The sequence below is a fragment of the Pseudoxanthomonas japonensis genome, from assembly GCF_043632995.1.
In the GTDB taxonomy this organism is placed as follows: domain Bacteria; phylum Pseudomonadota; class Gammaproteobacteria; order Xanthomonadales; family Xanthomonadaceae; genus Pseudoxanthomonas_A; species Pseudoxanthomonas_A japonensis.
Genome location: NZ_CP171632.1, coordinates 2,908,640 through 2,927,928, shown reverse-complemented (window position 1 = coordinate 2,927,928; position 19,289 = coordinate 2,908,640). Strand labels below are relative to the sequence as shown.

At 70.0% G+C, this 19,289-nt stretch carries 15 protein-coding genes and 1 pseudogene; 8 read left to right on the top strand and 8 right to left on the bottom strand.

Annotated elements, in window-relative coordinates:
• Positions 1-6 precede the first annotated feature (6 nt).
• Entirely contained in the window at positions 7-468 is a 462-nt protein-coding gene (locus tag ACGHX3_RS13675) for a hypothetical protein (protein ID WP_394695296.1), read from the bottom strand.
• A 143-nt stretch (positions 469-611) separates the two neighbouring features.
• Positions 612-1,019 (bottom strand): DoxX family protein, encoded by a 408-nt coding sequence (locus ACGHX3_RS13670; protein WP_394695295.1) that lies wholly within the window; start codon positions 1,017-1,019, stop codon positions 612-614.
• Between the two features lie 113 nt (positions 1,020-1,132).
• Here ACGHX3_RS13670 and ACGHX3_RS13665 point away from each other — a divergent pair, with 113 nt between their 5' ends.
• The 3 genes from ACGHX3_RS13665 to ACGHX3_RS13655 all read left to right on the top strand — a co-directional run bounded on the left by ACGHX3_RS13665 (position 1,133) and on the right by ACGHX3_RS13655 (position 4,687).
• On the top strand, positions 1,133-2,029 hold the full coding sequence (locus ACGHX3_RS13665; RefSeq protein ID WP_394695294.1) for a LysR family transcriptional regulator: 897 nt from the start codon (positions 1,133-1,135) through the stop codon (positions 2,027-2,029).
• Positions 2,030-2,144: 115 nt separating this feature from the next.
• The gene (locus tag ACGHX3_RS13660; protein WP_394695293.1) at positions 2,145-3,551 is read left to right on the top strand and encodes a DUF1800 family protein; all 1,407 of its coding nucleotides are present in this window, start codon (positions 2,145-2,147) and stop codon (positions 3,549-3,551) included.
• 2 nt (positions 3,552-3,553) lie between these two features.
• Positions 3,554-4,687: a DUF1501 domain-containing protein gene (locus tag ACGHX3_RS13655; protein ID WP_394695292.1), complete on the top strand. Its 1,134-nt coding sequence runs from the start codon at positions 3,554-3,556 to the stop codon at positions 4,685-4,687.
• A 3-nt stretch (positions 4,688-4,690) separates the two neighbouring features.
• On the opposite strand, the gene ACGHX3_RS13650 is transcribed toward ACGHX3_RS13655, so the two are convergent.
• On the bottom strand, positions 4,691-7,897 hold the full coding sequence (locus ACGHX3_RS13650; RefSeq protein ID WP_394695291.1) for a putative bifunctional diguanylate cyclase/phosphodiesterase: 3,207 nt from the start codon (positions 7,895-7,897) through the stop codon (positions 4,691-4,693).
• A 649-nt stretch (positions 7,898-8,546) separates the two neighbouring features.
• Between ACGHX3_RS13650 and ACGHX3_RS13645 the strand changes: the two genes are divergently transcribed.
• Both ACGHX3_RS13645 and ACGHX3_RS13640 read left to right on the top strand, forming a co-directional pair.
• On the top strand, positions 8,547-8,936 hold the full coding sequence (locus ACGHX3_RS13645; RefSeq protein ID WP_213600473.1) for an MAPEG family protein: 390 nt from the start codon (positions 8,547-8,549) through the stop codon (positions 8,934-8,936).
• Between the two features lie 109 nt (positions 8,937-9,045).
• Complete coding sequence (locus ACGHX3_RS13640) at positions 9,046-10,200, top strand: hypothetical protein (protein ID WP_394695290.1); 1,155 nt, start codon at positions 9,046-9,048, stop codon at positions 10,198-10,200.
• Here ACGHX3_RS13640 and ACGHX3_RS13635 read toward each other — a convergent pair.
• The 5 genes from ACGHX3_RS13635 to ACGHX3_RS13615 all read right to left on the bottom strand — a co-directional run bounded on the left by ACGHX3_RS13635 (position 10,197) and on the right by ACGHX3_RS13615 (position 12,800).
• A complete protein-coding gene (locus ACGHX3_RS13635) occupies positions 10,197-10,691 on the bottom strand; it encodes a 2'-5' RNA ligase family protein (protein WP_394695289.1) in 495 nt (164 codons plus the stop codon). The genes ACGHX3_RS13640 and ACGHX3_RS13635 overlap by 4 nt on opposite strands.
• A gap of 85 nt (positions 10,692-10,776) precedes the next feature.
• Positions 10,777-11,202 (bottom strand): hypothetical protein, encoded by a 426-nt coding sequence (locus ACGHX3_RS13630; protein ID WP_213600470.1) that lies wholly within the window; start codon positions 11,200-11,202, stop codon positions 10,777-10,779.
• 142 nt (positions 11,203-11,344) lie between these two features.
• Entirely contained in the window at positions 11,345-11,572 is a 228-nt protein-coding gene (locus ACGHX3_RS13625) for an RNA-binding S4 domain-containing protein (RefSeq protein WP_313929600.1), read from the bottom strand.
• Positions 11,573-11,597: 25 nt separating this feature from the next.
• Positions 11,598-12,266 (bottom strand): serine/threonine protein kinase, encoded by a 669-nt coding sequence (locus tag ACGHX3_RS13620; protein WP_394695288.1) that lies wholly within the window; start codon positions 12,264-12,266, stop codon positions 11,598-11,600.
• Between the two features lie 30 nt (positions 12,267-12,296).
• Positions 12,297-12,800 (bottom strand): RNA polymerase sigma factor, encoded by a 504-nt coding sequence (locus tag ACGHX3_RS13615; RefSeq protein WP_394695287.1) that lies wholly within the window; start codon positions 12,798-12,800, stop codon positions 12,297-12,299.
• Positions 12,801-12,980: 180 nt separating this feature from the next.
• Between ACGHX3_RS13615 and ACGHX3_RS13610 the strand changes: the two genes are divergently transcribed.
• The 3 genes and pseudogenes from ACGHX3_RS13610 to ACGHX3_RS13600 all read left to right on the top strand — a co-directional run bounded on the left by ACGHX3_RS13610 (position 12,981) and on the right by ACGHX3_RS13600 (position 19,275).
• Positions 12,981-14,879, top strand: a complete 1,899-nt coding sequence (locus ACGHX3_RS13610; protein ID WP_394695286.1) for a DEAD/DEAH box helicase — start codon at positions 12,981-12,983, stop codon at positions 14,877-14,879.
• A gap of 173 nt (positions 14,880-15,052) precedes the next feature.
• Positions 15,053-16,705 (top strand): diguanylate cyclase domain-containing protein, encoded by a 1,653-nt coding sequence (locus tag ACGHX3_RS13605; RefSeq protein WP_394695285.1) that lies wholly within the window; start codon positions 15,053-15,055, stop codon positions 16,703-16,705.
• Between the two features lie 57 nt (positions 16,706-16,762).
• Positions 16,763-19,275: pseudogene (locus ACGHX3_RS13600) on the top strand (putative bifunctional diguanylate cyclase/phosphodiesterase).
• Positions 19,276-19,289: the final 14 nt, after the last annotated feature.

Here is a 19,289-nt window from a genome sequence, read left to right as displayed (position 1 = left end):
TGTTCCTCAGGGAGCAGGCGGTGGCGGATCGGGAAGGTCGAACTGCATGAGGTTCCAGCGAGTGACGTCCTCCTCCCATTCGTCCCCCGCGACAGGCGTGAGCGGCAGGACGAGGTTGGCGACGATCATCCGCCGCCCCTGCACGACGGATGCGGCAGGGAACAGCAGCCCAAGCGGCGCGCCATTGGTCGCCACGCCGAGGAAGTCGCCGGCGCGATGGCGCACGCGGCCTCGCTCGTCCAGCGCCACGAGGGTGTCGATCTGGTTCGCCGCCACCCACAGCAGTCCCTGGCCGACGTAGACCTCGCCGCTGGCCGGGTCGACCGCGAGGCTCTCCGGATGACGGACCTCGCCAGGCAGCACGGCGAACGGCGTCACCCGCAGCCGCTCCGTCCCCGTCGCTGATGCCACGGTCGCGCAGGCGACCAGGCCTGCGAGACACAGGAGGGGAAGGAAGCGGCCGGGCATGCTGGACTCCAGCGGCGGGGGCAGCCTGCACGCTCGCATACCCCCGCCGGTGGGGCTTGTACCGACGTGCGGGCCGCACCCGTCGCGGACACGGAAACGCCGGCGCGAGGCCGGCGTCCGTGCTGTCGCAGGGCTGCGATGGATCAGCGGTTGTCGACGCTCCAGCCGCCGGCGCCGCGCGCCACCAGCGTGATGAAGCCGCCGGCGATGGCGATGTTCTTGAGGAACATGATCTGCTGGATCTGGTCGCCGAGGTTGCTGTGGAAGATCACCGCGCTGGCGATCGAGAACGCGGCAAGCAGGCTGGCGACGATGCGCGTGCGGTAGCCGGCGACGATGGCCACGCCGCCGACCACTTCCAGCGCGATGACCAGCGGCAGCAGGGCGCCGGGGACGCCGACCGATTCCATGTAGCCGGCGGTGCCGGCATAGGCGGCCAGCTTGCCGAGGCCGGAGATGACGAACAGTGATGCGAGCAGGGTGCGGCCGGCCAGGTCGGCGGCGCCGCGAAGGGCAGGGGTATGGGTGAGCGGGGCGGTAACGGTGGACATGATGGACTCCGGGGAACGAGGTAGGTGCAGCGGGTACGGGGCGCAGGTTAGGCCGTCGCCATGCATCCCGGAAGCCTATATATTTCGATGAAATCCATCGTCTGGAGCGATACATGCTCGACGCCGTTACCCTCGACCAGCTGCGCACCTTCGTCGCGGCGGCCGAGCAGGGCAGTTTTTCCGCCGCCGGACGCAAGCTGCGGCGTGCGCAATCCGTCGTCAGCCAGACGCTGGCCAACCTGGAGCTGCAACTCGGCGTCACCCTGTTCGACCGCAGCGCCCGCTATCCGCAGCTCACCGATGCCGGCCGCGCACTGCTGGTGGAAGCGCGCGCGGTCGCCGAGCGCATGGACACGTTCAAGGCCCGCGCACGGAGCGTCGCCGAGGGGCTGGAACCGGAACTGTCGGTGGCGATGGACGTCATGTTCCCGATGCAGGCGCTGACGCGCGCGGCCGCCCACAGCGGTACCGCCTTCCCGCACACGCCGTTGCGGTTGTATGTGGAAGTGCTGGGTGGCGTCATCCAGCCCGTGCTGGAGGGCGTCTGCGGGCTGGGCGTCGTCGGGTCGCTGCCCGAACTGCCCGACGCGCTGGCGGTTGAGCCGTTGCTGTCGGTTCCGCTGGTCACGGTGGTCGCACCCTCGCACGCGATGGCGGCCGTGCGCGGTGCAGTGCCGACGAAAACGCTGGTCGGGCACGTGCAGCTGGTGCTCACCGATCGCACGCCGTTGACCGCCGGCCGCGATTTCGCGGTGCAGTCGCCGCTGACGTGGCGTCTGGCGGACCTGGGCGCGAAGCATGCGTTCCTGCGCGCCGGGCTGGGCTGGGGCAACATGCCGCTGCATATCGTCGAAGAAGACCTCGCCGCGGGACGCCTGAAGCGCCTGCGCCTCGCCGACGCCGATCCGCGCTATGCGCAGATGCCGATGCGTGCGGTCTGGCGCAAGGACGCGCCGCCGGGCCCCGCGGGTCGCGCCTTCCTCGCGCAGCTGCGCGGAGAAGCTCGCTAACCACCCTTGTTCACGCGAGTGAATCCGCGACGACATCGCTGAAGCTGGTCGGCGCGATGTCAACGCGTGCGCGTACGGCGCGTTGAAACTCCTGTCGTACCCACGGAGCCCCAGCATGATCCGACGTGAAGCCGTCAGCGCCGCCAACCGGTTCGGGCTGGGTGCACGACCGGGGACGCTCGAACGCATCGACGATCCGCGCGCCTGGTTGCAGTCTCAGCTGGGCACGCCACCTGCGACGTCCCCGGCGGCACTGTCGTCCAGCGCGGACTACTTGCAGGCGGAGTACGACTATCTGCGCGAACGGCGCGAACGGCGCGAGATGCGTGAGGAAGGCAAGCCAGGCGAGGCGGCGATGGGATTCCGCGAACGCTTCGGCAGACAGCAGCAGGCGGAACTCGGATGGCGCTATCGCCAGGCGGTCGTGACCGAACAGGATTTCGTCGAACGGCTGGTACGGTTCTGGTCGAACCATTTCGCCGTTTCCGTCGACAAGCGCACGGCGACGCTCTACGCCGCACCGATGGAGCGCGAAGCGATCCGTCCGCATGCGACCGGCGATTTCGCCGACCTGCTGCTGGCGGTCGAGCGGCATCCGGCGATGCTGCGCTACCTCGACAACGTACGCTCGGTCGGCGAGCAGTCGCGGCTGGCCGAGCGGCAGCGGCGGCGCGCGCAGGACGATGCGGCGCCACGCGCCGGCCTGAACGAGAACCTCGCGCGCGAGATCCTGGAACTGCACACGCTCGGCGTCGACGGTGGCTACGCGCAGGACGACGTGCGCGAACTCGCGCGCGCGATCACCGGCTGGAGCGTGCCGGCGGCGCGAGGCCGCCAGGCCGGCGACGGCAATGCGAGCTTCCAGTTCCGTCCCAATGCGCACGAGGCCGGCACGCGCCAGGTGCTCGGCCGCCGCTACGCCGCCGACGGCGAGGCGCAGGGACGCGCGATCCTGCGCGACCTGGCCGTGCATCCGGCGACCGCACGCCACGTCTGCGGCAAGCTGGCGCGGCATTTCATCAGCGACACGCCGCCGCCGGCGGTGATCGAGCGCATGGCCGCCGCATGGCAGCGGCACGGCGGTGCGTTGCGGCCGGTGTACGCCGCATTGATCGACAGCGACGAGGCGTGGTCCGGCGATGCGCGGAAACTGAAGACGCCGGACGACTTCGTCGTGTCGACGCTGCGCAGTACCGGCACGGCGACGATCGCACAGCCGCGCGTGCTGGCCGGCCTGCTGGGCCGGCTGGGGCAACCGCCGTTCACGCCGCGCTCGCCGGAAGGCTTTGCCGATGCGGCCGCCGACTGGAGCGGCGCCGATGCGGTGTGGAAGCGCATCCAGGCCGCGCAGTCACTGGCGGAAACCGCTGCAGGCGAAGATCCCGATCCGCTGCGCACCGCGGCGGTCGTGTTCGGCGATGCGCCCGATGCCGACACGCTGACCGCCCTGCGGCGCGCGGAATCTCCTCGCGAGGGACTCGCCCTGCTGTTCGCCAGCCCCGCCTTCCAGTGGAGGACCTGACCATGTCGATCACCCGACGCCATTTCCTCACCGCCGGTGCGGCCGCCACCACGCTCAGCCTGTGGCCGCGTTTCGCGCAGGCGAGCGGACGCGGCGATACGCGCCTGCTGGTCGTGCTGTTGCGCGGTGGACTGGACGGCCTGCATGCGGTCGTCCCCACCGGCGATCCGCAGCACGCGACCTTGCGCGGTCGCCTGGCCGTGGCCGATGCGCGGCGGCTGGATGCGGATTTCGCTCTGCATCCGGCGCTGGCCTTCAGCCATGAGCTGTATGCGCGTCGCGAATGGATGCCCGTGCTCGCGGTGGCGCCGCCCTACCGGCAGCGCTCGCACTTCGAAGCGCAGGACAACCTGGAGAGCGGCACGGCCGCCACCGGCGGCGCGTCCGGCGGCTGGCTCAACCGCTGCGTGGCCGCGCTGCCGTCATCGCGTGCGCTGTCGGTCAGCACGGTGATGCCGCTGATCCTGCGTGGTCCGGCCGAGGCGACGACGTGGTCGCCGCCCTTGCCCGACGACGTCAATCCGATCCTGCTGCAGCGTCTGCAGACGCTCTATGCCGCCGATCCGAAGCTCGCGCATCCGTTCGAACAGGCGGTCGCCGCGCAGGGCATGCAGGCCGGCGGCAGCGTCGCGCGCCTGCCGCAGGCGATGGCCGCGGCGGCACGCTTCATGGCGGCGAACGGCGGGCCGCGCGTTGGTTTCGTCGAGAACACCGGCTGGGACACGCACGCGCAGCAGGGGCCGGTGCTGGCGCGCAAGCTGGCCGAACTCGACCAGGGCCTGCGCCAGTTCCATGACGGCATCGGCGAGGCGTGGTCGCGCACGGTGGTGGTGGTGGCCACGGAGTTCGGTCGTACCGCGGCGGTGAACGGCACCGGCGGTACCGACCACGGCACCGGCACGCTGGCGATGCTGGCCGGTGGCGCCGTCGCCGGCGGACGGGTCGCCGGCGATTGGCCTGGCCTGTCGCCATCGCAACTCAACGAAGGGCGCGACCTTCGCGCGACCGCTGACTTGCGCAGCGTGTTCAAGGGCGTGGTGGGCGATCACCTCGGCATCGCTCGCGCGACGCTCGACGGCCGCGTGTTCCCCGACAGCGGCGGCACGGCCGCGATGAACGGCCTGCTGCGCGGCTGAGCGTCAGCCCGCAGCGTGGCGCAGTTCGCCGCGCGCCAGCGTGGTGGCCTCGTCGACCTCCATCGGTCGGCCGAAGAAGTAGCCCTGCATCTCGTCGCAGCCCATCTGCTGCAATGCCTGCATCTGTTCGGACGTTTCCACGCCTTCGGCGATCGTGCGCATGCCCATCTCATGTGCGAGCACGAGGATGGTGCGCGCGATGGCGCGGTCGGTGCTTTCGGTGGCGATGCCGTCCACGAAGCTGCGGTCGATCTTGATGATGTCCAGCGGCAGGCGCTGCAGGTAGGACATGCTGGAATACCCCGTGCCGAAATCGTCCAGCGCCAGCCGCACGCCCAGCGCGTGCAGCGCCTGCAGCATGTCCTGCGCGGCGCCCATGTCTTCCACCAGCACGCTTTCGGTGAGTTCCAGCGTCAGCGCGTCGGCCGGCAGGTCATGGCGCTGAAGGCAGTCGGCGATCCACGGTGCCAGCGTGGGCTGGCCGAGCTGGCTGGGCGACAGGTTCACCGCCATGCCCAGCGTGCGCAGGCCCATGGCGCGCCAGCGCGCCAGCTGTTGGCACGCCTGCTCCAGCACGAAGTGGCCGATGTCCTCCATCAGCCCCGCGCTTTCCGCGAGCGGGATGAAGACCGACGGCGGCACGTCGCCCCAGGCGGGATGGCGCCAGCGCGCCAGTGCTTCGAACCCGGTGAGCTGCGACGAATCGCCGGCGACCACGGGCTGGTAGACCAGCCTCAACTGGCCCCGGGCGACGGCCTCGCGCAGTGCCGTAACGCGGCTCAGGCGGTCGCTGGTCTCCTGCTGCGTGGTGGCCGACGGCAGGCGCACCTGGTTGCGCCCCGCGCGCTTGGCCAGGTGGCGGGCGTCGTCGGCGCAGCGCAACAGCGTCTGCAGGTCGGCACCGTGCTCGGGTGCGTGCGCCAGGCCGATGCTGGCGGTGACCGTGAACGACGGGTGGGTGGAATACAGCGCGACCGGCTGTCCTACGGCGCGACGGATCTCTTCCGCGCACCGGTTGATCTGGTCGATGTCCATGTCGGGGAACAGCACCAGGAAGCCTTCGCCGCCGTAGCGGTACACGCCGCCCTGGCCCTCGCAGGCCGCGGAGATCCGCTGGCCCATCCTGCGCAGCACTTCGTCGCCGCCGTCGTGTCCGAACGAGTCGTTGACCATGCCGAAGCCGTCGAGATCGACGATCGCCAGGCCGTGCCCGTGCGCCGCCGGCGCGGCGATCCGCTCGGCGATGAGGCTGGCCTGCGCCGAGAATCGCGGCAGGCCGGTGGCGCTGTCCATCGCGGCCGCATCGTTGAGGCGACGCTGCGCATCGAGGCGGCGTTCGGTTTCCAGCAGCAGCGAGCGTGCGGTTTCCGCCGCTTCCGACGAGCGTCGGCGCGAGATGTCCAGCAGGAACAGCACGAAGGCGATCAGCAGGCCGCTGCTGAGGCCGCCGACCACCAGCGCGCGTGGCAGCGTGAACGAGGTCAGCGATGGCGGCGCCCACAGTTCCAGCTGCACGTCGTGACCCGGCAGCGAAACGCGTTCGATGGACAGCGGCGTGCCCTGCGGCTGCCCCTGTTCCACCGCCGGCATGCCCACGGCGGTAGCGCGCACCGGCCGGTCCGACAGCACCGCCTTGCTCAACGTCCTGACGAAATCGTCCAGCGCGATGAAGCCCTGCGTGCGGCGCCCTGCGGTGTCGACGGTGAGCCACCAGCCGCCCGCGACCGGCAGCAGGTGGCCCGCGTCCGCAACCGGCACGGGCGGCGAAGGGGCCACCGGCGCCTCGAACCCCGGCTGCACCCAGCGGAACTCGCGACCGTCGTCGCCCACGCTGCGGACCACGCGGAAGCCGGCGAAGGCACCGACCATGTCATGGACGTAGTGGTCGAACAGGGTCTCGGCGGCCTCCGGCGTGGCCGCGCTCAGGGACGCGGACAACTGGCGCAGCGCGCTGCGGCGCAGTTCGATGCCGCGCACGAACGTCGGCGTGGTGGTGGCCGTCTGCGTCTTCATGACGTTGCGCGCCATCGCATCGCGATCGCCGGACGCGGCCGTCCAGTACAGTCCGCCCAGCATCAGCGCCGCCGCCATCGGCAGCACGCCGAACATGCGTTCGCGCAGCGAGTTCTCGCCCGCCACCGCCAGCGCCAGGCCCAGCGCCACGATCTGGGCGGAGGCTGTCAGCGATATCTGGTAGATCGACAGGCCTTCCTGGTGATACGGCAACTGGATCAGCAGTCCCAGCGTCGCCATGCCTGCGACCGACGCCATCGCGATGCCGAGGCCGCGGGTGATGCCCCAGCGCACGCTTTCCCACCGCTGCAACGGCGATGGCAGCACGGCGACCGCCAGCCAGGCGGTCAGCACGCCGTAGTCGGTATAGCCACCGATCAGGGGCAGCGTCGGCCTCGGCAGCCAGCCCAACCGGTGCAGCAGCGTGTTGACGGGTGTGGTGATGCCGCCCAGCGTCTGCAACAGGGTGAACAGCAAAGGCACCGTGACCAGGGCCAGCACGATCCACGCGGCGCGCTCCTGTTCGCGCTGCCGCAGCAGCAGCGCGAAGGCGACGCCGGCGACGCACAGGGTGGAGATCGGTCGCATCGGCGGAAAGTCCACGCCCATCTTGCCGACCAGGCTGCCGGGCACGTGCCAGCCGATCAGCGCGATCACCGCGAACGCCAGGACGAAGGCGACCAGTTCGGTACTGATGTCCAGCGTGCGCCCTTCGCGCAGCGACGGCGTGTACACCAGCAGGAACATCGCCAGAGCCGACAGCGACAGCGCCCAGCCGATTTCCGGCACGCGGCTGCCGGCCTGCAGCGCGCCCAGTACCGGCTGCATCGCGAGCAGCAGCAGGGCGGCGGCGAAGACGCGCATGACGAATTCCGGCCAGAAACCGCGCCAGACCCGTGCCCAGGCGATCACCGTCGCCGCAATGAGCACCAGGCACGTACCCAGTGCGTGGAACTGCCACGCGTGCAGCAGGAGCAGGATGCTCAGCAGGCCCGCCACGGCCAGGCGGACAGGACGTTGTGTGTTGCGCCACGTGGCGATGGCCACCAGCACGCCGACCACCGGCACGCTGTCGTCGAGGAAATGGCCGCTGCCTGCATCCACCAGGGTCAGCGTGGCGGCCAGCAGCCACGCGAACGCGGCCGCAAAGCGCTGTGCCCATTGGACAGGCCGCCAAAGGTCCTGGTGTATTGCCAATGCATTCCCCTGCGGAGCCGACGCTCCGTGGCACTGTGATACCCAAATCACCTGCTGGCCGCAAGCGCGACCGTCCTCGTTCAGGAAGGGCAGGGCCCTTCGCCCGCAGGCGAGGCGCCGGTGTGGAAGAAATGCGTGTAGTGCAGGCCGGAAGTTCGTGGAAAGCGGCATTGTCATGCGGATGCGCACGTGTGACCTGCGTCAATCTTTGGCTGGCTGCGGTGTGCGATCGGGCGCCGCGTCCCATCGACCGGAGATGCCGCCCCCGGGCAGCGGCGCATTCAGCGACGTGCCGTCGAGGTTCGATTCATGCAGATCACGCCGCGTCGCACGCGTGCCGCATCCATGATCCGGTGGCTGCGATGTCGCGCGCTGCATGAACACGCGAATGACGTTGCGCCGGCCGCTTCCAGCGGGATACCGGTGGTCAGTTCGCCACCCTGTGCGAACAGGCCACACGGCTGCTGGCCGACGTCGTCCGCCTGGTCCGCGCCAACGCCGTATCCGGCGGGTCATCGATTGCGCCGGTGCGAAGCGCAGCGTGGTGAGGGGAGGCGAGCGGGACATCGTCTCCATGCCGCCGGTCGGTACGGCACGCAGGCCGCGGGCTGCGCTAGAGTGGCGGCCCTTCGCCCAGGAATGCGCTGCCATGCCGATCGAACTGAAAATGCTGGCCTGGTCCGTCGCCCTGGGCCTGGTGCACGTGTTGCTGGGCGCGGCGCTGACCACCCACCAGCGCGGGCTGAAGTGGAATGTCGGCGCACGCGATGCCGTGCTTCCGCCGCTGACCGGCGTGGCGGCCCGCACGGACCGCGCGCTGCGCAACTTCCTGGAGACGTTCCCGTTCTTCGCTGCCGCCGTCCTCGCGGTGGTGGTGCTCGACCGTGGCGATGCCACGACCGCCCTGGGTGCGCAGTGCTACTTCTGGGCGCGACTCCTTTATGTTCCTGTGTATGCGGCGGGCATTCCCTACGTGCGCACCGTGATCTGGGCCGTCTCGCTGTGGGGGCTGCTGCAGGTGCTGTGGGCGCTGTTGTGAGGCGAACCTGCGGTCCCGGGTTCATCGCACGGTGGGCCGGCGCGCGCGATTTGACCCTAGACTAGGTCGCCCCCCTCCATGCCAGGCCCTCGCGGCCTGGCGTCGCGCCGTGATCGACCGGATGCTGTCCCGCAAGCCCCATCTCGCCCTCGCTTCGCTGCTGATCGCTGTCCTGTTGGCCGCCTGTGGTCCGTCGGCTACCGAGGGTGCGCCCGATGCCGTGGCCGAGGCGCCGCCCGCATCGACCACCGATACGCCGGCCAGGCAGGCCGAGCGCGGCGACGGCGCGGTGTCGACCGGGCCGGTGGTGTCTGCGCCGGCAGACGCCCCGAACGCGGGCACGACGACCGACTGGCCGCTTTCGAAAGTGACTTCAGGCAAGGCCTGGATCAGCTGCCAGGCCGAATACAACACCGACGAGGGCGACGGCACCCCGCTGGAGTCGCTGGCGTTCTTCAGCGTGGTCGATGCGCTGTCGCCGTGCCAGAAGGGCGGGGTGCTGCGGCTGCGCTACCAGGGCAAGATCGCCGCCGATTTCACCGATCTGGTCACGCGGGTCGCCGACATCGCCGGCCGCATGGGCATCCACAAGCGCATCCTGGACCTCGATTCCGCCGGCGGACAGGTCGAGGATGCGATCCGGGCAGGCGACGCCATCGGCGCTGGCGGCTGGACCATCTGGGTGCGCGAGGGCTCGGTCTGCCACAGCGCCTGCGTGTTCGTGCTGGGCGCGGGCGACAACCGGATGATCTCCGGCAAGGTCGGCGTGCACCGCATCATCCGCATGAGCTCCACCGCCACCACCCGCGCCGAACTCAACGAGGAGCTGCGCGGCGTCTATGACCGCGTCAAGGACTACCTGTCCCGCAACGGCGTCGCGGTCGCGGTGGCCGACCTGATGATGACCGTGCCCAACCGCCGCCTGCGCCTGCTGAGCAAGGACGAACTGCAGGAGTACGGCCTGGACGGCACCAACGCCGCGCAGGACGACCTGGACCGCCTGCAGCTGATGCGCCGCTGCGGCGACGACTTCGTGATGCGCCGCGATGCCTTCATGCGCAGCTTCGACAGCACCTGCAAGAAGTCGGGCGCCGGGCTGGACGACATGCAGGCGTGCGGCCTGGAACTGCGTACGCAATTCGGCTTTCCGGATACCAGGTGCCCGGCGGACAGCCCGCTGTCCGAGTTCGACCGTATGGCCGATAGCGGTGATGAAGCGCCGGGCGAGCCGTCCGCTGCCGAGTCGCAGGATGCCTCTGGCTAGGTGAGCGCCCCGTATTCCTGCCGCACCCGCCACGGTCCCTGCGCGCATTGCTCGATGAGGGTGATGATGCGAAAGGTGGCGGTGAGGCCAGTCAGCAGGGGCGCGATCTCCGACAGGTCGAAGGTGGAGTCGGTGGCGTGGCGGGGATGCAGCAACGTGATGTGCGCGCCATGGACCTTGGCCGATGACCCCAGGATGGATTGCCTGACGCGCTGATAGCTATCCGTGCCGAGCGTCGGACGCAGCAGGATGGCACCATCGGCAAGGCGTTGCGGTCCGCTGAAGCGCATGGTGAAGGCGAACGCGCCGAGGTCCGCCAGGCGACGATCCACTACGTCCAGAGAAGGCAGCTCGTCATCCCGGCACAACGTGACGTGCGCGGGGACAAGAGCGTGTTGTCGCGGATCGAGTCGTTGCCTGATCGGCTCGACGATGGCTTGCTGTGCCGGCGGCAGGAACAGAGTGAGTTGGCGTCTGGTGGGTCTAGGCACGGTAGCTCCTGTCATCCAATGCGCGAATCGGGCCGCGCAGCGAAGCTGATCTCGACTGCCGGACGGCGCCGGGTGGACGGGAGTCCTACGGTCGTCCAGTAGACGGTGCGTGGGCATCCAATCGTGCCTGCAGCGCCGAGGACAGATCGCCCTCACCCGCGGGCAAGGCGCGTTCGCACTGCACCTCGGCCATGCCTCCGATCCACTGCTCGTAAGGCGACGTCTTGATCGTTGCGAAGTGCGTCCAGCCCGTGCTGGCGGGGTTGGCGGGCATGAACTCCCCGCACAGCAGGTAAGTCCGTTCGCCGGTGTCCTGCTCGGCGTAACGCACATGCACGTTCCGCACCTTGTCCAGCTTATGGCCTTGCGCCGCAAAGTCGGAGGCGGCCCATGTCAGCAGGGATGCTTGCACGTCGGGGGGAATGCGGTCGTTATTCGCCGCGTGTGCCGCAGTAGCAGCGCCGACGAGCGCGGCGCATGCGAGCGCCATCATCAATCCGGAACTGGACATGGTCTCTTCCTGGCGGGTGGGGACGAACGTAAGGATGGGTATCAGCAAGGATCGCCGGCGCACGGCAGGTTGCTGAAAGCTGCTTCTTGCACGCGCCAATGCTGCGCGCGGATTTCTCGGCACGTATGCCGCGGCGCCCCCTTCAGGGCGCGGCAACCACCCGGATTTCCACTGCGCCGACACGCACCACTTGGCCGGCACGGATCTTGGCGGTCTTGCGCAGTTCCACCGCACCATCCACCGCCACCGCACCGCTGGCCACGATCGCCTTGCCCTGGCCGCCGCTGTCGGCGATGCCGACCAGTTTCAGCAGCTGGTTGAGTTCCACGAAGTCGTGGCCGGCGTCCAGGTCGAAGTCGATGCGTTGCATGCACGCCAGTCTACGCGAGGGCCGCTCAGTCGGCTTCGAAGCGTGCAACCTCGTCGATCCGCGCCTGCGCACGCCGCAGGCTGCCGCCGGTGACGCTGTCCTCCATCGCCCTGGCCAGCCGCGGCCGCGAAGGATCGCGCGACCAGCGATGGAACCAGGCCGTCGCGGCCAGGCCCGCCACGCCCACGCCCAGGCCGATCCACACCAGCCCCGGCGCCTTCGCATACAGGTCGTTCCCACCCAGCCCGGCCAGCACCATCAGTAGCGGTACCCACAGGAACCACCACGGCAGCCCGGCGAGCATGCCGTTGACAAGGTAGGTGCGGCGTACGGTGGCGAGCCGCTTCTGGATGTCGACGACAGGCTGCGTGCAGTCGATCTCGCGGATGCGCAGCAGGGTCTGGCCGGCCATCGCGATCGTGGCGATACCGTACAACTGCACCACGATGCCGGCCGCGATCGTCGTCCATGGCAGTCCGCCGGACTGCCCGCCGCGGATCCACAGCAACGCCGCCAGCAGGAGGAAGGGAATGCCGAACAGCGTCTGCACCACCTGGCCCCAGAACAGCGGGCGCAGGCTGGACAGCGCCTTCTGCTTGCGTTGCTCCAGCAGCACATGGGTCTGCAGGGCGTCGTGGCGTTCCAGGCGGCGCGACAGCGTCTGCCAGGCGAGTTTCAGGTCATCGGGTTCCATGGCGGCGTTTCCGTGGGAAGAAGTCATCGGTCAGAGTTCCTGGCGCAGCCGCTGTTTCAGCCGGCCGATCTTGGTGGCGACGTTGGTTTCGCTCAGGCCGAGCACGTCGGCCATCTCGCGGTAGCTGCGGTCTTCCAGGTAGAGCAGCAGCAACGCACGGTCCAGCGGCGGCTGCGCCTGGATGAAGCGGTACAGCAGATCGACGTGCTGGCGGCCTTCGTGGTCGTGCGCCCGCGGGTCGGCCAGGTCGTGATGGTCCTCGTGCCAGGCCTCCGGCTGCATGCCGCGGGTACGGCTGCGGACGTGGGAGATGGCCACGTTCAGCGCGATCCGGTACATCCAGGTGGAGAACGGCCGCGCCGGGTCGTAGTCCGGCCAGGCGCGCCACAGCTGGGTGGCGATCTCCTGCACCAGGTCGTCGCGGTCGTCGGGGTGCCAGGCGTAGGTGCCGGCCACCTTCATCAGCACGCCGCGGTGCCGCTGCAGCAGCTGCGGGAAGTCCGTGGCGGCGTCCATGTCGGTCAGGCGGTTCATGATCGTGATCGTTCCCATCCCGGCACCCGGTGGATTGTGCGGTCTGGAAGGTGATTCGCCGGGGCCACGGAAAAATCACGGTCGGGACGCCCGGTTCGTGCTGCAGCGCGACAGGAGGCCCCCGAAGGCGCACAATACGCGGCTCGGCGTGCGGCTCCGCGACGCCACCGGAGTTCCCGCATGTCTACCGAATCCCCTTCGCCCGCCCCCCTCCTGTTCGCCGATCTCGGCCTGCCCGCGCCCGTCATGGCGGCGGTCACCGAGGTGGGCTACGAGACCCCGTCGCCGATCCAGGCGGCCACCATCCCCGCCATGCTGGCCGGCCGCGACGTGCTGGGCACGGCGCAGACCGGTACCGGCAAGACCGCCGCGTTCGCGCTGCCGGTGCTGGCCAACATCAAGCCCAACGCCACCAGCCCGCAGGCGCTGGTGCTGGCGCCGACGCGCGAGCTGGCGATCCAGGTGGCCGAGGCGTTCCAGAAGTACGCCGGCAAGATCCCCGGCTTCCACGTGCTGCCGATCTACGGCGGCCAGAGCTATTACCCGCAGCTGCAGGCGCTGAAGCGCGGCGTGCACGTCGTGGTCGGCACGCCCGGCCGCGTGATCGACCATCTCGAGCGCGGCTCGCTGGACCTGTCCGGCCTGACCACGCTGGTGCTGGACGAAGCCGACGAAATGCTGCGCATGGGCTTCATCGACGACGTCGAGACCGTGCTGAAGAAGACGCCGGAGACGCGCCAGGTGGCGCTGTTCTCGGCGACGATGCCGCCGGCCATCCGCCGCATCGCGCAGACCTACCTGAAGGAACCGGTCGAGGTGAACATCGCCTCGAAAACCACCACCTCGGCCAACATCCGCCAGCGCTACTGGTGGGTCAGCGGCATGCACAAGCTGGATGCGCTGACCCGCATCCTGGAAGTGGAACCGTTCGACGGCATGATCGTGTTCGCCCGCACCAAGGCGGCCACCGAAGAGCTCGCCGACAAGCTGCAGGCGCGCGGCCTGGCCGCCGCCGCCATCAACGGCGACATGCAGCAGGCGGCGCGCGAGAAGACCATCCAGCAGCTCAAGGACGGCAAGCTCGACATCCTCGTCGCCACCGACGTGGCCGCGCGCGGCCTGGACGTGGAGCGCATCAGCCACGTGCTGAACTACGACATCCCGTACGACACCGAAAGCTACGTGCACCGCATCGGCCGCACCGGCCGTGCCGGACGCGCCGGTGACGCCATCCTGTTCGTCACCCCGCGCGAGAAGGGCATGCTGCGCTCGATCGAGCGCGCCACCCGCCAGCCGATCGAAGAGATGCAGCTGCCCAGCGTGGAAGCGGTGAACGATCGCCGCGTGGAGAAGTTCCTGGCGCGCATCACCGACACGCTGGCGTCGGGCAAGGCCGGCGAATTCCGCGCGCTGATCGAGCGCTACGAGCGCGAGCAGAACGTGCCGGCGGTGGACATCGCCGCCGCGCTGGCGCAGCTGGTACAGGGCGACACGCCGCTGCTGCTGTCGCAGGAACGCACGCCGCGCGAACAGCGCCCGGTGCGCAGCGAGACCTACGGCAATGCGCCGCGCCGCGAGCGCGACGAGCGTCCGCGCCGCGACGACAGCCAGGGCGAACGCCCGGCACGCAGCTTCGACAAGCCGGAGCGCTCGAAGATCGAACGCCCCAACACCGACCGCCCGCGCGCCGACAAGGCACCGCGCAGTGCGCCCGAGGTCGGCATGGAGACCTACCGGATCGAAGTGGGTCATGCCCACGGCGTGAAGCCGGCCAACATCGTCGGCGCGATCGCCAACGAGGCCGGGCTGGAAAGCCGCTACATCGGCCGCATCGACATCCAGCACGACCACACCACGCTGGACCTGCCCGAAGGCATGCCGCGCGAGGTGCTGATGCACCTGAAGAAGGTCTGGGTGTCCGGCCAGCAGCTCCGCATCCACAAGCCGGGCGAGGGTGGTGGTGCCGGCGCGGGCGCTGCGCCGCCGCGCAAGTTCGGCGGGCCGGGCAAGGGCAAGCCGCGCGGCGACAAGCCGTTCGGCGCAGGCAAGCCGCACCGCAAGGGTCCGCCGCGCGAGTGACCGTTGATGTCCACCGGCGCGGACGTGCCGGGGAACGGAGCTGGGCCAGCGTGCCGGCATCGGGACATCCAGTGACGGCGCAGCCATCGCGTCGGCCGTGGCATGGAAATTGCATTTCGTAGGCGCACGCCAGCGCACCGGAGGTCGGTAAGCGGCGACGTACCGGAGTGTCAGTGAAGCGGAGCAGGGGGCGAATCGTCGGAATCACGGGGTGGCTGTGGCTGCTCGTGGCCCTGTCGTGCCCGGCGCTGGCCGCCCCCCAGGTCGGCCGCGACTACCTGGTCACCGGCGCACCCACGTCCGAACAGGCCCCGCAGCGTCACTGCACGCCCGAAATGCAGGCGGAACTGACCGAACGCGTCGAGATTCCCGCGCCGCCCGGCGGCTGGTCGGGCGCGCCGCAGGCGATCAACGTCTTCAACATCTTCGCCGGCGAGGTGCGCGTGCACCACGGCGACCGCGAGATCTGCGGGCGCATGCACGACGCGCGCACGCGCGACTCGCGCTTCCGTGCCGGCGTCGGCATGGTGGTGGTGCCCCCGGCCGGCAACCATGAGCCGATCCAGGTGGCCTGGGAAAAGCCGCTCAAACCCGGCTGGATCCCGACCGTGCGCATCGGCGCACCCAGCCCCGTGCAGCAGTTCGACACCGCGCGCCTGCTGGTGCGCACCGCCTGCGTGGCCATCGCCATCGCGCTGGCCTTCATGGCGTTGATGGGCTTCCTGAGCACGCGCGACCGCGTCTTCTTCGGTTACGCGCTGCTGTGCGCGTTGAGCGTGCTGGGGCAGTCGGTGCTGAGCGGCCTGAGCGGCTATCCCGAACCGTGGCTGCCGGTCGACGGGCAGGAAACCCGCTGGCTGGTGGCGTTCTCCTGCGTGGGCCTGCCGATCCTGCTGTACGTGATGTGGCTGCTGGTCGGCGGTGCACGCCTCTGGCCGAAAACCCAGCGCTGGCTGCCATGGTTTACCGCCGGCCTGTGTGCGCTGGCCGTGGCGGCGGCGTGGCTGCCGACCGCGGGCCTGTCGCGGCTGGCGACGGCGATGGACAGCGGCTTCGTGATGGGGGGCGTGGTGGTGTTCGCGCTGGGCGTTGCGCTGCTGCGCCGCCATCGTGCAGACGCCGTGCCGGCGATCGCCGCGGTGCTGCCGTTCCTGGCGATGGCGGCGATGGACCTGGCCGACAACTGCCTGCTGATCGAATACCGTGTCGAAGCCATCCAGCTCTCGATCACCTGGTTCCTGACCGTCAGCGCGTACGTGCTGAACCTGCGCCTGGGCCAGTTGCGCCGCCAGCGCGACGAGATGCGTGCGCTCGCCGACACCGACGAACTGACCGGCCTGCCCAACCGGCGCGCCGGCCTGAAGCGGCTGGAACAGCACATGCGCGACGCGCGCGCCAGCGACGACACGCTGGCGGTGGGTTTCCTGGACATCGACCTGTTCAAGCGCATCAACGACGTGCACGGGCACGAAGCCGGCGACCGCGTGCTGGTCGCGGTCGCGGCGACGCTGACCGCGGCGGTGCGCGATCCGGCGGACGTGATCCGCATGGGCGGCGAGGAGTTCCTGGTACTGCTGCCGGGCATCGGCGGCGCGACCGCGCGTGCACGGCTGGAGGCGATGCGGAGCCAGGTCAGCGCCGCAGGCGCGAGCCTGGGCGTCGACGGACTGGCCGTCACCGCCAGCATCGGCCTGGCCACGCTGATCACCGAAGATGCCGATGCCGCCTCGCTGCTGCGGCGCGCCGATGGCGCCATGTACCGTGCCAAGCACGCGGGGCGCGACCGCGTGGTCGATGCCGAGGCCGCGCGCGACGGCGAGGACTGATGCCGCGCAACCGCTGGTCGGCGCGACCTCCCCGGATCCGGCCTGGGTCCTCAAGCCATGCAGACAGCGGCCGATGAACGACGGCAGGGTCCGGCGCGGGAGCCTTCCTGCCGCGCGGACCAAGGGGAGCCATCAGTGGACAACGCAATAGCCAGGGACCGGGGACGACCCGGCCGTCAGGGCGACGATCGCGGGCTGCAGCGGCTGCCTGCACGCGTGGCGGCCCTGATCCTGCTGTCCGCGCTCGGCGCCCTGCTGACGGCCGCCGTGCTGGAGACGCAGGCAGGCGCGACGGCCTACATCATCGGCGAGAGCCACTGGTCCAAGGCCCAGCAGCGCGCCGTGCATGGCCTGTACCGCTATACCAGCCATGCGCAGCCCGCCGACCTCGCCGATGCACGCGCTGCGCTGCGCATCCCCCTCGGCGATCGCGACGGCCGGCTTGCGCTGGAGCGCGATCCCGTCGACCTCGCCGCCGCGCGTGCCGGGTTCCTGCAAGGCAACAATGCACCGGACGACATCGGGCGCCTGATCTGGATGTACCGCGTGCTGGGCGACGCACCATATTTCCGCGATTCGGTGCGCCTGTGGCGCGAAGCCGAGGTGGAACTGCAGCATCTCGTCACGCTCGCCGACGCTCTGGAAGCGGAGCAGGCGCGGGGTGCGCTCGATCCCGCCAGCATCCAGGCCTACCAGCGCCAGCTGATGGTGATCGACGCACGCGTGCGCCCCAAGGAACTGGCGTTCTCGCGTTCGCTCGCCGATGGCGCCAACTTCATGCGACGTGTGCTGCTGGCGCTGAGCGCGCTGGTGTTCGTCGTCCTGTGCGCCTATGCCCTGTATGTCGTGCGCAGCACCCTGCGTCGCGTGCGCGAGACGGAGAGCGAGTTCCGCATGGCCTTCCACCAGTCGATGGTGGGCATGCTCAAGCTGGACCGCGAGGGCCGCCTGACCCAGGCCAACGAAGCGCTCGCGCAGATCCTGGCACGACCGTTGCCGGAACTGCGCGGGCTGGGCCTGGCAGACGTGCTGCACGCCGACGACCTGCCGCGCGATACGGCGGGCGGCATCGACTGGGACCGCGTGTGCGAGCCGGGTGAGCGCCGTTTCCTGCGGCCCGGCGGCGACGTGCGCTGGGTGCGCTGGACCGCGTCCGTGGTGGACGCGCGCACGGGATGCGGCGAAGGCGTGTTCGTGCTGGCGGAAGACGTGTCCGAGGCGCACGAACTGGCCTGCGAGATCGCGCACCAGGCCAGCCACGACGAGCTGACCGGCCTGATCAACCGCCGCGAGATCGCGAGGCGGCTGGGCAGTGCCCTCGGCAGCGCACGCGGCTGCCGCCGGCGGCACACGCTGTGCTTCATCGACCTCGACCAGTTCAAGCTGGTCAACGACACCTGCGGCCACGAGGCCGGTGACCGCTTCCTGTGCCAGTTCGCCCAGCGCGTGGCCGCGCAACTGCGCCGCGACGACTGGGTGGGGCGGCTGGGCGGCGACGAGTTCGCCGTGCTGCTGCACGACACCACGCTGGAAGAAGCGGAGACGGCGATGGCGCGGATCCATGCCGCGCTCGGCGAGGACGCCTTCCGCTGGAACGGCCGCATGTTCGGCCTGAACTGCAGCATCGGCGTGGCCGAGATCAACGACGACGCGGTGGATGTCGACTGGTTGCTGCGCGCCGCCGACGCGGCGTGCTACGTGGCAAAGGAAGAGGGCCGCAACCGCATCCGCTGCTACCGCGATTCCGATCCCAGCCTGTCGCGCCGACGGCGCGAACTGGAGTGGGTCGCCCACACGCAGCTCGCCATCGCCGAACAGCGCCTGCTGCTGTACGCGCAGCGGATCGTTCCGCTGGCTGGCGAGGGACGCCTGCAGTACGAGGTGCTGGTGCGCCTGCGCGATCGCGAGGGCGAGGTGCATGCGCCGGGCGTCTTCCTGCCGGCGATGGAGCGTTATGGCCAGGGCATGGCGGTGGACCGCTTCGTGGTGGATGCGGTGTGCGGGTTCCTTTCACGGCATCCCGGCCATCTCGCTCAGGTGGAGCTGTGCCACGTGAACGTGTCCGCGCAGTCCATCGCGATCCGGCGTTCCTGGAACACGTCGGCCTGCTGCTGGACCGGCATCCGGGCGTCGCGATGCGGCTGTGCTTCGAGATCACCGAGACCGCGGTGATCGCCAATCTGGACGATGCCTGCCGCTTCATCGATGCGATGCGCGCGCGCGGTTGCCGGATCGCGCTGGACGACTTCGGCAGCGGCCTGTCGTCGTTCGCCTATCTCAAGCGCCTGCCGGTGGACATCCTGAAGATCGACGGCGCCTTCATCCGCGATCTCGCCCGCGGCGAGTCCGACCTGGCGCTGGTCCGTTCCATGAGCCAGATGGGCCAGGCGCTGGGCAAGGTCACGGTGGCGGAGTGGGTGGAAAGCGAGGCCGTGCTCGCGCAGCTGCGCGAGGTGGGCATCGGCTACGCGCAGGGCTATGCCGTCCATGTCCCGTGCCCGATCGGCGAACTCGTGGTCGACGAAACCGTGGACGCGGTGCCCGCCGGGGCGCTGGCCGAACCCGCCTGAGGCCCCCGCCGGGC

Excerpts from the sequence above, each read along its gene's own strand:
- ACGHX3_RS13675 (WP_394695296.1), bottom strand. The coding sequence starts at position 468 with ATGCCCGGCCGCTTCCTTCCCCTCCTGTGTCTCGCAGGCCTGGTCGCC.
- ACGHX3_RS13660 (WP_394695293.1), top strand. The coding sequence starts at position 2,145 with ATGATCCGACGTGAAGCCGTCAGCGCCGCCAACCGGTTCGGGCTGGGT.
- ACGHX3_RS13620 (WP_394695288.1), bottom strand. The coding sequence starts at position 12,266 with ATGGAACCCGATGACCTGAAACTCGCCTGGCAGACGCTGTCGCGCCGC.
- ACGHX3_RS13625 (WP_313929600.1), bottom strand. The coding sequence starts at position 11,572 with ATGCAACGCATCGACTTCGACCTGGACGCCGGCCACGACTTCGTGGAA.
- ACGHX3_RS13630 (WP_213600470.1), bottom strand. The coding sequence starts at position 11,202 with ATGTCCAGTTCCGGATTGATGATGGCGCTCGCATGCGCCGCGCTCGTC.
- ACGHX3_RS13655 (WP_394695292.1), top strand. The coding sequence starts at position 3,554 with ATGTCGATCACCCGACGCCATTTCCTCACCGCCGGTGCGGCCGCCACC.
- ACGHX3_RS13645 (WP_213600473.1), top strand. The coding sequence starts at position 8,547 with ATGCCGATCGAACTGAAAATGCTGGCCTGGTCCGTCGCCCTGGGCCTG.
- ACGHX3_RS13610 (WP_394695286.1), top strand. The coding sequence starts at position 12,981 with ATGTCTACCGAATCCCCTTCGCCCGCCCCCCTCCTGTTCGCCGATCTC.
- ACGHX3_RS13665 (WP_394695294.1), top strand. The coding sequence starts at position 1,133 with ATGCTCGACGCCGTTACCCTCGACCAGCTGCGCACCTTCGTCGCGGCG.
- ACGHX3_RS13615 (WP_394695287.1), bottom strand. The coding sequence starts at position 12,800 with ATGAACCGCCTGACCGACATGGACGCCGCCACGGACTTCCCGCAGCTG.
- ACGHX3_RS13670 (WP_394695295.1), bottom strand. The coding sequence starts at position 1,019 with ATGTCCACCGTTACCGCCCCGCTCACCCATACCCCTGCCCTTCGCGGC.